The organism is Pseudomonas fluorescens (assembly GCF_900215245.1).
Lineage (GTDB): Bacteria > Pseudomonadota > Gammaproteobacteria > Pseudomonadales > Pseudomonadaceae > Aquipseudomonas > Aquipseudomonas fluorescens.
The window spans coordinates 6467769-6480220 of record NZ_LT907842.1 but is presented as its reverse complement, the minus strand read 5'-3'; the positions used below and the strand labels follow the sequence as shown (position 1 = coordinate 6480220).

Sequence of the window (12452 nt, the reverse complement as noted above, 5' to 3'; positions counted from 1 at the left end):
TGTCATGCGAATGCTGCGCTCCATCCCGACCCTTGCCGCCTGCCTCCTGGCATTCTCCTCCAGCGTGTTGAACGCGGCCCCCATCGACCTCAATGACGGCCAGCATGCGGTGCACCTGCCGGATGCGCCCAAGCGCGTGGTGGTGCTGGAGTTTTCTTTTCTCGACAGCCTGGCTGCCGTTGACGTCACCCCAGTCGGGGCCGCCGACGATGGCGATGCCAACCGAGTGTTGCCGCGTGTGCGCCAGGCCATCGGCCAATGGACGTCAGTGGGCTTGCGTTCGCAACCAAGCATCGAGGAAATCGCCCGGCTCAAGCCGGACCTGATCGTCGCTGACCTCAATCGTCACCAGGCGCTCTACAGCGACTTGGCGAGCATCGCGCCAACCTTGTTGTTGCCATCACGCGGTGAGGATTACCAGGGCAGCCTGAAATCCGCCGAACTGATTGGCAAGGCCCTGGGTAAAAGCCCGCAGATGCAAGCGCGTATCGCGCAGAACCGTGAGCACCTGAACGCGATTGCGCAGCAGATTCCCGCCGGCGCCAGCGTACTGTTCGGCGTTGCGCGTGAGGACAGTTTTTCCGTGCACGGCCCGGACTCTTACGCCGGCAGTGTGCTGGAGGCGATTGGCTTGAAAGTGCCGTCGGTACGCGCCAAGGCTGCACCAACCGAGTTTGTCAGCCTGGAACAATTGCTCGCGCTGGACCCAGGTTGGTTGTTGGTAGGGCACTACCGTCGCCCCAGCATCGTCGATACCTGGAGCAAGCAGCCGCTGTGGCAAGTGCTCGGCGCGGTACGCAATCAGCACGTCGCTGAAGTCGATGGCGACAGCTGGGCGCGCAACCGTGGTGTATTGGCCTCGGAGCAGATCGCAGAAGACGCCCTCGCGATTCTTAAAGGCGGCCATGCCGTATTGAGCCAATAACCGTGCAGCGCAGTGTCGCGGCGATCAGTATTGTGCTGCTGGGGGCCGTGTTGTTCTGGTGCTCGCTGTACAGCTGGTCGCCGTTTGTGATCACCCCGACCGATGCCTGGAATGGTCTGGTTCACCAAGGCCACACAGGCGGCAATATGGCTTATATCGTCGCCCAGTTGCGGGTGCCGCGAGCAGTGTGTGCGGCGTTGATCGGTGCCTGCCTGGGGCTGGCCGGTGCGCTGATGCAGGGAATCACCCGTAACCGTCTGGCGTCGCCTTCGCTGTTTGGCGTGACAGCGGGCGCAGCGCTGGGGCTGGCGTTGTTTTCGACCGGATTGGTTGCACCGCCGTTCGCCGGCGGTGCGTTGTTGATGACCTGCCTGGGCGGCGCGCTGGCGTGGGTAACGGTATTCAGCCTCGGCGGTGCCTGGTCGCCGACCACTGCGCAAGGTCGGCTGGTATTGGCCGGTGTGGCCGTGGCGGCGCTGTGCGCGGCATTGACTCGGCTCACCGTGATTCTGGTCGAGGCGCAGGCGCAAAGCGTGTTGAACTGGCTGGCCGGTTCCCTGGCGAATGTCGGAGCGGCCCAGGTGCAATTGCTCTGGCCCTGCACGTTGATCGGCGGCCTGTGGGCGCTGTGGTGCGCTCCGCGCTTGAACCTGATCAACCTCGGCGAAGACGCTGCGCGCTCATTGGGCGTGGGTATCGCCAGCCTGCGCCTGCAGGTGTTTGTCGCCAGTTTGTTACTGGTGGGCGCCAGCGTCTGCGCGGTCGGCCCGATCGGTTTTGTCGGGCTGATCGCGCCGAATATCATTCGGCAATTTCTCGGTAACGACTACCGCTGGCTGATTCCGTTGAGCGCAGCATTGGGCGCGGTGATCGTGCTCGGCGCCGACCTGCTCAGTCGCGCCGTGGCCTTTCCGGTGGAAACCCCGGCGGGCGTGGTGACCGCGCTGATCGGCGCGCCGTTCTTTCTGTTCCTTGCCAGGCGTGCCCTATGAGCCGGCCACGCTTGCGCTTATGGCTGCTGCTGGGCCTGTTGCTGCTGACGCTGTTGGTGAGCCTCAGTGCCGGTACGGTGTGGCTCACGCCCGCAACCGTGCTGGATCGCCTGGTGGCCCACGACGCCCTCGATTTTGAAGTGTGGAACCACCGCCTGCCACGCAGCCTGATCGCCATCCTGGCCGGGTGTGCGTTCGGTCTGGCGGGGGCAATTGTGCAGGGGGTGATTCGCAACCCGCTGGCCTCACCGGAAATTCTCGGTGTGACGCAGGGTGCAGGGTTGGCGCTGACGGTGGCGATCATCAGCTGGCCGCAACTGCCGATTGCCTGGCTGCCGCTGGTAGCCTGCCTGGGCGGGGCGGGCGGCGCCTTGCTGTTGGCGCTGTACAACACCGGCGTGAGTTTTTCCGGGGTGCGTTTTGCGCTCTCGGGTGTGGCGATTGCGGTGACCTTATCCAGCGTCACCGAGTTTTTGATCCTGTCTCACCCGCTGGACATCAACACCGCGTTGCTCGCACTGACCGGCAGCCTGTGGAGTCGCAATTGGCACCATGTGATGTTGGTGCTGCCGTTTCTGCTGCTGATCCCGCTGGGCCTGTGCCTGGCCAAACCGCTGAACCTGATCGCCCTCGGCGACGAAGCCGCCCACAGCCTGGGCACCGCCCTCGGCCGTACGCGCTGGCTGGCGATGGCCTGCGCGGTGGTGCTCACCAGCCTGGGCGTCGGCGTGATCGGGCCGATTGGCTTTATCGGTCTGGTCGCGCCGCATATGGCGCGGCGCCTGGTCGGCGGGCATCACCACTACTTGCTGCCCGCCGCGATGCTGATTGGCGCGCTGCTGCTGGTGCTGGCCGACACCGTCGGGCGTACGTTGATCGCGCCCAGCGAAATCCCGGCGGGTATTCTCACGGCGGTGATTGGTGCGCCGTATTTTCTTTGGTTGCTGGCACGGTTCAAAGGCTGATGACATGAGTATTCTTCAGGCACGACAGCTCGACATTGGCTACGGTGCAACGCGAATCGTGCAGGGGTTGTCGTTCACACCGCCAGCGGGTCGCGTCACCGCGTTGATCGGCCCCAATGGCTGCGGCAAGTCCACCTTGCTCAAGGCGTTTGCGCGCATCCTTAAACCCACCCAAGGCGAATTGAGCCTTGATGGCCAAGCCTACGCCAGCCTGTCCGCGCGCCAGTTGGCACGGCAAATTGCGTTTTTGCCCCAGGTGCTGCCGGTGCCGGAGGGTGTCAGCGTGCGCCAGTTGGTCGCTTATGGTCGCAGCCCGCACAACTCGCTGTGGGGGCGCCTGAGCGGCAACGATCAAGCCCATGTGAGCCAAGCCATGCAACGCCTGGAACTGGACAGCCTGGCCGACCGCGCGCTGGCGGATTTGTCCGGCGGCCAGCGCCAGCGCGCCTGGCTGGCCATGGTGTTGGCGCAAAATGCGCCGGTGGTGCTGCTTGACGAGCCCACCACCTACCTCGACATCAGCCATCAGGTCGAGCTGCTCGACTTGATGGGCGAACTGGCCGCCGAAGGCAAAACCGTTATCACCGTACTGCATGACATCAACCAGGCCTGCCGCTATGCCGATCATCTGGCGGTGATGCACGGCGGCAAGCTGGTTGCCGATGGCGCGCCTGCCCAGGTGATCAGTGCCGAACTGATGCGCCAGGTGTTCGATGTGCACGTGCAGGTCATGCAGGAGCCGCTGGCCGGTACGCCTATGTGCCTGGTGGAAAAAAGCACCCGTGCCCGTGCCTGATGTGATCGCAAACGCGGCAAGCGGGTTGCCCGCAAATCGCGTTCTGTTCGGCATAAATATTATTTATATGAATAATGTTTTTGCAAGTGATGAAAGTTGAGAATATTAGCTTATTGCCAAATAGCATTATATTTTTGAAATTCATTCCGTTATGTTTGATCGCAACAGCCTACCCCTGACCTCGGATGGTACCCAGCGTGATTCAGATTCTGCGCGCCATAACCGGGTAATGACCCTGCGGCAGAATCGTTGGAACGGAGTTCAACGTATGTTGCCATTTCAAAGCCCTCGCTCGCCCCACACCTAGTTACAGATCGCTTACACCTCCCTGATAACCGTGCACCTCGCGCCGTCCCGACGACGGCGTGACTGCCCGACTTCGCGATCTGGAAAGTTTGGAGTGGCCATGAAGCACGTTTTACAACCCACCACCGCACTGGCGCTGGCCCTGTTGGCCGGCGCCGCACAGGCCCAGGACGACAGCACCCTGTCCACCGTGGTGGTCACCGGCAACCGGGGCGCCGAACAGCGCACCGTCACCAGCAGCCCGGTGCCGATCGATGTGGTCAGCGCCAAGCAACTGCAAAACACCGGCAAGCCCGGCTTGATGGAATCCTTGAGCGCGGTCATCCCGTCGCTGACCCTGCCGGAAAAAACTGGCTGGGATGCCAGCGGCATTGCCCGCGCACCCAACCTGCGCGGGCTGAGCGCCGCCGAAGTGCTGGTGCTGGTCAATGGCAAACGTCGCCACACCAGTGCCACCCTGAACATCAACGGCATCAACACCGGCGCGGCGCCGGCAGATCTCGACTTGATTCCCATCAGCGCCATCGACCATGTGGAAGTGCTGCGCGACGGTGCCGCAGCCCAATACGGTTCGGATGCGATCGCCGGGGTGATCAATGTGATCCTCAAGGCCGACACCAGTGGCACCGCCGTGACCCATATCGGGCAGGGTTACGACGGCAAGAAACAGACCGTGCAACAGAGCCTCAACAAGGGGTTTGAAATCGGCGACGGCGGCATCGTGCAGTTGGCCCTGGATGCACGCAGCCAGAATGACGACAACAAGGCCAGCGCCAACGGCTACACCTATGAGCAAGCCTACAACCAGGCCGGCAGGGCCACCTATGGCGGTTACGGTACGCCCAAGACCAACCTGCTGACCTTGGGCTACAACGCCGAGCTGCCGATCGATGACGGTCTCAGCCTGTATTCCTTCACCACGTACTCACGACGCAACGCCGAGCAGGGGCAGAACTACCGCCTGCCCACCATCACCAACACCATTACGACCGGACCGAACGGCTACCCGGCCGGTTATACGCCGACCTGGTTCATCGACGAGGATGATTTCCAGGCCGCAGTCGGCGGCAAAGGCAGCGTCGGCGGGTGGGACTGGGACGTGTCCACCACCTACGGGCGCAACGAAGCGGAGCAGGGCACCACCCACAACCAGAACCCGTCGCTGGGTGAGTACACGCCAAACAGTTTCACCTCCGGCACCTGGATTTCCACCGAGCTGACCACCAACGTCGACTTCAAGCGCGGCTTCGACGTCGGCCTGCAAAAACCGTTGGACCTGTCCTACGGCTTCGAGCATCGACGCGACACCTATGAGGTGCAGGCCGGTGACTATGCGTCTTATGCCAACGGCGGTTATTGCGTGGCACCGGGCAACTGCGCGTCATCCGGGGCCCAGGTCACCAACGGTATTTCACCGGACGAAGCCACCAGCGCCTCGCGCAACAGCCTGGCCAGCTATGTCGATGTGGGTTTCAACCCGCTGCCGGACTGGTACGTGGGCACCGCCTTGCGTTATGAGCATTACAACGAAGGCGTGGGCGCCACCCGCAGCGGCAAGCTGACCACGCGCTACGATTTCACCCCGCAATTTGCCGTGCGCGCCACGGTCAGCAATGGCTTTCGCGCGCCTTCCCTGGCCAACAACCTGTTCAGTGCGCGCTCCACCACTTATGGCGTGGTCGACGGGGTCTACCAGTCGATCAACTACGGTGTGCTGCCGGTGGGTTCGGCGGCGGCCAAGGCCCTCGGCGCTCAAGAGCTGAAACCCGAGCGCTCGACCAATTTCAGCCTGGGTTTCACCCTCACGCCCACCGACCGTTTGAACTTCACCGCCGACGCCTATGTGATCAACCTGCGCGACCGCATCACCCTGACCGGTACCTTGCTCGGGCCGCAAGTCACCCAGGTGCTGCAGAACAACGGCATTAACTCAACCTCCGGCGGCCAGTACTTCATCAACGGCGCCGACACCCGCACCAAAGGCGTGGATCTGGTCAGCAACTACAACCAGGACATTGGCCAGTACGGCTCTTTGAAGTGGACGGCGGCGTTCAATTGGAACCAGACCCGGATCCTCAACTACAAGGCGTCCACCACCATCCTGGGCACCGCCTATGACCTGATGGATCGCCAGGCGCGCAATCTGATCACCGGCGTCCAGCCCAGCACCAAGCTGATTCTCGGCGGCGACTGGAGCCTCGACCGCTTCAACCTCAACCTGGCCCTGACACGCTATGGCACCTACAAGGAAGTCAACGTCTCCGCCGACCGCAGCCTGGACCGACTCTACAGCGCCAAATGGATCACCGACCTCGACCTTGGCTACAACCTCACCAAAGCCCTGAACATCGCGGTCGGCGCCAAGAACCTGTTCGACCTCTACCCCAAGAAACAAGGCGTGCCGAGCAGCACCATGCTCGCCAGCTACGGCACCTATTCGCCCTACGGTTTTACCGGCGGGTACTACTACACCCGGCTGACTTATGCCTTCTAAGGCCGCTACCCGCGAGGAATAGAACATGCCCATTGTCGCCAAAACCTATGACCTGATCGATGAGGTCACCGACTACCCGGTTCGCCAGCGCCGTGTCTCCACGCCGATCAAGGCACTGCAGGTGGTCCCGGCCCGGCACCCCTGGCGCTGGGCGGGTTCGATCTTCGCCGCGCTGGTGTTGCTCGCCATCGTGCATTCCCTGGCCACCAACCCGCGTTGGGAATGGGCGGTGTTCGGTCAATGGTTCTTCTCGCCGTCGGTGCTGCGCGGCCTCGGCCAGACGCTGTTGCTGACGCTGCTCAGCACGGTGTTCAGCATCATCCTTGGCACTGCGCTGGCCCTGGCGCGGCTGTCCGGCTCGCCGCTGCTGGCGGCATTGGCGTGGGGCTATATCTGGTTTTTCCGCTCGATGCCGGCGCTGTTGGTGCTGATCATCCTGTACAACTTCGCCTACCTGTATGACCACATCGTGCTCGGCGTGCCGTTCACCGCTGTGGTGTTCGCCGAATGGTCGACGGTGGATGTGCTCAGCCAATTCACCGTGGCGGTGCTGGGCTTGAGCCTGATGCAAGCGGCGTATGCGGCGGAGATTATTCGCGGTGGCCTGATCGGCGTCGACGCCGGCCAGCATGAAGCCGCGGCGGCATTGGGGCTGCCGGCCTCGCGCCGGATCTTCCGCATCATCTTGCCCCAGGCCTTGCGCTCGATCCTGCCCTCGGGTTTCAACGAAATCATCGGCCTGGTCAAGGGCACGTCCATCGTCTACGTACTCGCGTTGCCGGAGCTGTTCTACACCGTGCAGGTTATCTACAACCGCACCCAGGCGGTCATTCCGTTGCTGATCGTCGCCACCGTCTGGTACCTGATCATCACCACCGTGCTGACCAGCGCCCAGTACTACGTCGAGCGCTATTTCGCCCGAGGCACTGCGCGCGTGCTGCCGCCGACACCGCTGCAACGCATAGGCCGCTGGCTCAAGGAGAAAACCCATGGGTGAAGCACGTGCCGGGCGCATCCAGATCCAGGGCGTGGGTAAGCGCTTTGGCAACCAGCAGGTGTTGAAAGACATCGACCTGACCATCGACCCGGGCAAGGTCACGGTGATTCTCGGCCCCTCCGGCTCGGGCAAATCCACCTTGCTGCGCACCATCAACCACCTGGAGAAAATCGACAGCGGGCATATCACCATCGACGGTGAATACGTCGGCTACCGCCGCAAGGGCGACCTGCTCTACGAGCTCAAGGAACGCGAGATTCTCAAGCGGCGTATCGACGTCGGTTTCGTGTTCCAGAACTTCAACCTGTTCCCGCACCTCACCGCCTGGCAAAACATCGCCGAAGCGCCGCTGGCGCACAAGCGTTGGCGCAAGGCCGAGGCTCAAGCCAAGGCGTCCGCACTGCTGGCCAAGGTCGGCCTGGCGGACAAGCTCGATGCCTACCCGCGCCAGCTGTCCGGCGGCCAGCAACAACGTGTGGCCATCGCGCGTGCCCTGGCGCTGGACCCCAAGGTGTTGCTGTTCGATGAGCCTACTTCGGCCCTCGACCCGGAGCTGGTGGGCGAGGTGCTCGACGTGATCAAGGGCCTGACCCAATTGGGCGTGACCCTGGTGATCGTCACCCACGAGATCGGGTTTGCCCGCGAGGTAGCCGACCACGTGGTGTTTCTTTGCGACGGCCAACTGATCGAAGAGGGCCCGCCCGAACAGGTTTTTCGCCAACCCCGACATCCCCGCACCGTGGCCTTTCTCGGCAAGGTGCTTTAGTTCAAGGAGTGACTGCTCATGTTCATCAATACCGCCCGTGTGGCTTTGCTGACGCTTGCTGTCAGTGCCGCGCATACGGCTTTCGCCGCCACGCGACCCGTCGACCTCAGCCCTGACCGCGCACGCATTCATGTGCCACGCAACGAGGCGGCCATCGCGCAAATCCCGCCGGGCTTCAAGTTCGCCCAACCGGGCAAATTCACGGTGGCGGTGTCCGGCGTGGCCGGGCCACCGCTGGCACTGCTGGCCAGTGACGACAAGACCACCATCGGCAGCGAGGCCGACACCGCGCAACTGGTGGCCGACAGCCTCGGCCTGCAACTCAACGTGGTGCAGACCAGTTGGGAGGATTGGCCGCTGGGCGTCAGCTCGGGCAAATACGATGCGGTGATCAGTAACGTCACCGTGACCGAGGCGCGCAAGAAGCGCTTTGACTTCGCCACCTATCGCCAGGATGTGCTCGGCTTTTACGTCAAGAGCACCAGCAAAATCACCGAGATCAAACAGGCTTCGGACATTGCCGGGTTGAAGATCATCGTCGGCTCGGGCACCAACCAGGAAAAGGTTCTGCTGGCATGGAACGAGGCCAACGAAAAGGCCGGCATCAAGCCTGCGTTGTTGCAGTACTTCGACGATCAGGCTGCCGCGCAATTGGCGGTGCAGTCGGGGCGCAGCGATGCGCTGTTCGGGCCTAACTCGGTGTACGCCTATTCGGCGGCGATTACAGGCGGCATCAAGCGTGTCGGTACGGTCAACGGTGGTTGGCCATTGAAGGCGGATATCGCGGTGACCACGCGCAAGGACAACGGCCTGGTCCAGCCTATTCATACCGCCCTGGAGGGCGCGATTGCCGGTGGCCAATACGAACAGGTGCTGCAGCGTTGGGGCCTGGAGGTGGAGCGCGTCGACACGTCGCTGATCAACCCGCCGGGCTTGCCGGACTAGGAGAATCGAGATGGGACTGACACGACGTGAAGCGTTGTCGAGCATCGCCGCGGTCGGCGGCGAGAAGGCTGTCAAGGATGCACTGGCGGTATTGGGTTTGGGCCCCTCGTCACATCGGCGGCCGCAACCGCTGAAACTCAAGGACGGTCTGGGGCAAGGCACTCGCGTGCTGGTGTTGGGCGCCGGGATCGCCGGGTTGGTCACCGCCCTGGAGCTGACCCGCGCCGGGTTCAGCGTGCAAGTGCTGGAAGCCCGTGACCGCGTCGGCGGGCGCACCTGGACCCTGCGCCAGGGTGATCGCGTGGACTACAAGGACGGCCGCACGCAAACCGTGGCGTTTGACCCAGGCCTGTATTTCAACGCCGGCCCGGCACGCATCCCCAGCCAGCACCGCACGATTCTCGATTATTGCAGCGAGTTGGCTGTGCCGCTGGAGGTGTTGGTCAATAGCAGCCATGGCGCCCAGGTGCGCCCGGATCTGCAACAGCCGGCGTTCACCGTCGGCCAGGCGATCAACGATGCGCGTGGGCACCTCTCCGGTTTGCTGGCCAACGCCGTGCAGCGCGATGCACTCGATGATGTGTTGAGCGGCGAAGAACGCACGCGCTTGCTGGCCTTCTTGCAGGTCTACGGCGACTTGTCGCAAGAACTTGCCTATGAGGGCAGCCTGCGCGCCGGTCATCTGGATTCGCCTGCACACCCCGGCGCATTGCCCGCCAGCCGCAGCCCGCTGGCGCTGGAGCGCTTGCTGCATCCCGAGCTGTGGGGTGCCTTGCTGCACACCGAATTCCCCGAGTTCTCGGCAACCATGTTCCAACCGGTCGGCGGCATGGACCGCATCACCGACGCCTTCTACCAGCGCGTCAGCGAGCACGTGCAGTTGGGCGCTCAAGTCCGGCAGATCCGTCAGTTGGAAGATGGCGTGGCGGTGACTTACCACGACCAGCACAGCGTTTGCGAACAAGTGGTGCGCGCCGATTATTTGATCTCGACATTACCGCTGCCGCTGCTGGCCAGACTCGACACCGACTTCAGCGAGCCGGTCAAAGCCGCGTTGCTCAGCACCCGCAGCGACCAGGCGACCAAAGTCGCGTGGCAGTCCCCACGCTTCTGGGAGACCGACTACCGCACCTACGGTGGCCTGTCGTGGATAGAGCACCCGGCGCGCCTGCTGTGGTACCCGAGCAATGACCTCAACACCCGCGAAGGTGTGTTGGTGGCCGGTTACGTCACCGGCGAGGGTGCCGACGTGTTTGGCGCGCAAGCGTTCGCCCAGCAATACGCCACCTCCAAGGAGGCCGTTGAACTGCTGCATCCGGGTTACTCACGCTACCTGCGTAACCCGCTGGCGGTGTCCTGGGAACAGATTCCCTACAGCGAAGGCCCCTGGCTGCAACGCGAACACTTTCCGGCCGACGCGAGCCGCCTGCTGGAACAGGCCCATGGCCGTGTGTACTTCGCCGGTGACGGGTTGGTGCAAAGCGGCGTGGGCATCTGGCAGGAATCAGCGGCCAACTCGGCCCGCTTTGTGGTCGCTCAACTGGCTGAGCGGGTTACCCAACAACGACACATTGCGGCCGTGGCCGCGTCTTGAGGAGCAATATCATGAGCGACAGCATTCAACGCACCCGTGTCGGTGATTTCCCGATTTCGCAAACGGTCACTGTGCCGGCTTCCGCCAGTCTGGTCTTTGTCAGTGGCACCTTGCCGGACGTGGCTGACCCGAACGCACCGACCGGCACGCCGGCGGCCTATGGCAATACCGAAGTGCAGACGGTGTCGGTGTTCAACAAGCTGCGCAAGATCCTTCGTGAGCAAGACCTGGACCTGGGCGATATCGTGCAGTTGCGGGTCTTCCTGGTGGGCGCTGAAGAAACCGCCGGCAAGCTCGACTTCACTGGCTTGCAGCGTGGTTATACGCAATTCTTTGGCACGCCCGAGCAGCCGAACAAACCGGCGCGTACCGCGTTGCAAGTGGTGGCGTTGCCATTGCCGGGGGCGTTGGTCGAAGTCGAAGCCATCGCTGCCCGCACCACGTGATCTTGGCGTGAGCCGCTGGGGGGGGCAAGCCCGCTCGCCACCCCATAAACATCATGGGGTGGCAGGGGGCTGGGCACCCTTGCCGGGCAGTGGCCAGATGTGTTCGCGGTCTGTTTCCCCGAGCCACACCATGCCGTGCATAAAGGTATCGCGCTCCTGGGGTGTGGTGAGGGGGAAACTGGCGTAGTGCGTGTGCGCCATGACCCGCAGTTCTTCGGCCCATGCCTGCTTTTCCTGCTCACTGTCGAGGTTGCAGCCCTCAAGGACATCAGCCGGCATGAAGGTGCTCAGCTCCATGGGCAGCGCATCGCGGGTGCCCAGGCGTGCGTTGAGGGTGGACGTGCAGATTTCTACGGTCAGCCCGGTGATCCCCTTGGCCAGGAGCTTTTTCAGCGGCTTGATCTTGTGGTTGGCGGCGAAGTTCGTCGACTTGAGCAGGGTGTTGTAGTGCGGCTTGAAGTGGTTGATCAGCGCGGCCTCCGCCAGCGTGACCACCTCATCGCGGTTCAAACGCACATTGCGCAGACGTTCGAAATGCGCCGTTTCGTCCTGATCGCTGGCAATCGGTTCGGCATTCAGGTCACCGCCATTGCTGATCATCGTCCGGCCGTGCTCAAACCGATAGAGCAAAATTGAAACCTCCAGCTCCGGGCTGTTGGTCGAGGTTTCAGCGAGGATGCGTTGCAGGGTGGTGTGGTTCAACAGCCGGTCCACCGCCGTGCGTGTATGCACCTTGCCGATGCCCTGGCCGACATACAGCACGTTCATGTCCCGATGGTCCGCCTCCAGGGCGCTCATCGCGTTCGCCACCACGATATGCGCGGCAGTGGTCATTTGCCGTGAGGTCGACAGAATGATCAGGTGCGTACCGTTCGGCGCCACGAGAACCTGTTCGATCTCATCCTGATCATCCGGCCCGATCCGCGGGATGTCGTATCGGAAGGGCACGGATTGCACGCCTTGCTCGTCCATCACGATAAAACTGCCATAGGCTGCTCGACCGAGCAGTTGCAGGTTGTGAGGGTTGATCAGCACCCGCCGCCGGGCGGTGATCAGGTAGATATTGCTGCCGGCAATCGCTGCCCGAAAATGCGCGTCGTCCTTGGCGCGGTAGAGGTCGGCGGGCGTCAGTACCGAGGGTGGGCTTGAGTAAAGGTGGATGGCGCCTTCGGCAGAAAACTGGCGAATGATCGAGTCCATATGGGTCATTTTTTCTTCCTTGCGGG

General features: G+C 62.8%; 11 protein-coding genes. 10 read left to right on the top strand and 1 reads right to left on the bottom strand.

Annotation, left to right across the window (positions count from 1 at the left end; genetic code table 11):
• Window positions 1–10: 10 nt before the first annotated feature.
• The 10 genes from CPH89_RS29845 to CPH89_RS29800 all read left to right on the top strand — a co-directional run bounded on the left by CPH89_RS29845 (window position 11) and on the right by CPH89_RS29800 (window position 11226).
• On the top strand, window positions 11–925 hold the full coding sequence (locus tag CPH89_RS29845) for a Fe(3+) dicitrate ABC transporter substrate-binding protein FecB (protein WP_371850817.1): 915 nt from the start codon (window positions 11–13) through the stop codon (window positions 923–925).
• 2 nt (window positions 926–927) lie between these two features.
• Complete coding sequence (gene fecC, locus CPH89_RS29840; protein WP_053257047.1) at window positions 928–1917, top strand: iron-dicitrate ABC transporter permease FecC; 990 nt, start codon at window positions 928–930, stop codon at window positions 1915–1917.
• On the top strand, window positions 1914–2882 hold the full coding sequence (locus CPH89_RS29835; RefSeq protein WP_053257046.1) for an iron chelate uptake ABC transporter family permease subunit: 969 nt from the start codon (window positions 1914–1916) through the stop codon (window positions 2880–2882). The genes fecC and CPH89_RS29835 overlap by 4 nt, the downstream gene beginning before the upstream one ends.
• A gap of 4 nt (window positions 2883–2886) precedes the next feature.
• Window positions 2887–3678 carry a Fe(3+) dicitrate ABC transporter ATP-binding protein FecE gene (fecE, locus tag CPH89_RS29830; protein WP_053257045.1) on the top strand — a complete coding sequence of 264 codons (792 nt, stop codon included), beginning with the start codon at window positions 2887–2889 and terminating at the stop codon, window positions 3676–3678.
• A gap of 406 nt (window positions 3679–4084) precedes the next feature.
• Window positions 4085–6478 (top strand): TonB-dependent receptor plug domain-containing protein, encoded by a 2394-nt coding sequence (locus CPH89_RS29825; protein ID WP_053257044.1) that lies wholly within the window; start codon window positions 4085–4087, stop codon window positions 6476–6478.
• 25 nt (window positions 6479–6503) lie between these two features.
• Window positions 6504–7475: an amino acid ABC transporter permease gene (locus CPH89_RS29820; protein ID WP_053257043.1), complete on the top strand. Its 972-nt coding sequence runs from the start codon at window positions 6504–6506 to the stop codon at window positions 7473–7475.
• Window positions 7468–8241 (top strand): amino acid ABC transporter ATP-binding protein, encoded by a 774-nt coding sequence (locus CPH89_RS29815; RefSeq protein WP_053257042.1) that lies wholly within the window; start codon window positions 7468–7470, stop codon window positions 8239–8241. Before CPH89_RS29820 ends, CPH89_RS29815 begins: the two co-directional genes overlap by 8 nt.
• A gap of 18 nt (window positions 8242–8259) precedes the next feature.
• Window positions 8260–9186 (top strand): ABC transporter substrate-binding protein, encoded by a 927-nt coding sequence (locus tag CPH89_RS29810; protein WP_053257041.1) that lies wholly within the window; start codon window positions 8260–8262, stop codon window positions 9184–9186.
• A 10-nt stretch (window positions 9187–9196) separates the two neighbouring features.
• Complete coding sequence (locus CPH89_RS29805; protein WP_053257040.1) at window positions 9197–10780, top strand: flavin monoamine oxidase family protein; 1584 nt, start codon at window positions 9197–9199, stop codon at window positions 10778–10780.
• Window positions 10781–10791: 11 nt separating this feature from the next.
• Complete coding sequence (locus tag CPH89_RS29800; protein WP_053257039.1) at window positions 10792–11226, top strand: RidA family protein; 435 nt, start codon at window positions 10792–10794, stop codon at window positions 11224–11226.
• Window positions 11227–11277: 51 nt separating this feature from the next.
• On the opposite strand, the gene CPH89_RS29795 is transcribed toward CPH89_RS29800, so the two are convergent.
• On the bottom strand, window positions 11278–12435 hold the full coding sequence (locus CPH89_RS29795) for a hypothetical protein (RefSeq protein ID WP_053257038.1): 1158 nt from the start codon (window positions 12433–12435) through the stop codon (window positions 11278–11280).
• Window positions 12436–12452: the final 17 nt, after the last annotated feature.

What these genes read in the sequence shown, in the direction of transcription:
- CPH89_RS29845 (WP_371850817.1), top strand. Translation starts at nt 11, where the DNA reads ATGCTGCGCTCCATCCCGACCCTTGCCGCCTGCCTCCTGGCATTCTCC.
- CPH89_RS29835 (WP_053257046.1), top strand. Translation starts at nt 1,914, where the DNA reads ATGAGCCGGCCACGCTTGCGCTTATGGCTGCTGCTGGGCCTGTTGCTG.
- fecE (WP_053257045.1), top strand. Translation starts at nt 2,887, where the DNA reads ATGAGTATTCTTCAGGCACGACAGCTCGACATTGGCTACGGTGCAACG.
- CPH89_RS29825 (WP_053257044.1), top strand. Translation starts at nt 4,085, where the DNA reads ATGAAGCACGTTTTACAACCCACCACCGCACTGGCGCTGGCCCTGTTG.
- CPH89_RS29820 (WP_053257043.1), top strand. Translation starts at nt 6,504, where the DNA reads ATGCCCATTGTCGCCAAAACCTATGACCTGATCGATGAGGTCACCGAC.
- CPH89_RS29815 (WP_053257042.1), top strand. Translation starts at nt 7,468, where the DNA reads ATGGGTGAAGCACGTGCCGGGCGCATCCAGATCCAGGGCGTGGGTAAG.
- CPH89_RS29810 (WP_053257041.1), top strand. Translation starts at nt 8,260, where the DNA reads ATGTTCATCAATACCGCCCGTGTGGCTTTGCTGACGCTTGCTGTCAGT.
- CPH89_RS29805 (WP_053257040.1), top strand. Translation starts at nt 9,197, where the DNA reads ATGGGACTGACACGACGTGAAGCGTTGTCGAGCATCGCCGCGGTCGGC.
- CPH89_RS29800 (WP_053257039.1), top strand. Translation starts at nt 10,792, where the DNA reads ATGAGCGACAGCATTCAACGCACCCGTGTCGGTGATTTCCCGATTTCG.
- CPH89_RS29795 (WP_053257038.1), bottom strand. Translation starts at nt 12,435, where the DNA reads ATGACCCATATGGACTCGATCATTCGCCAGTTTTCTGCCGAAGGCGCC.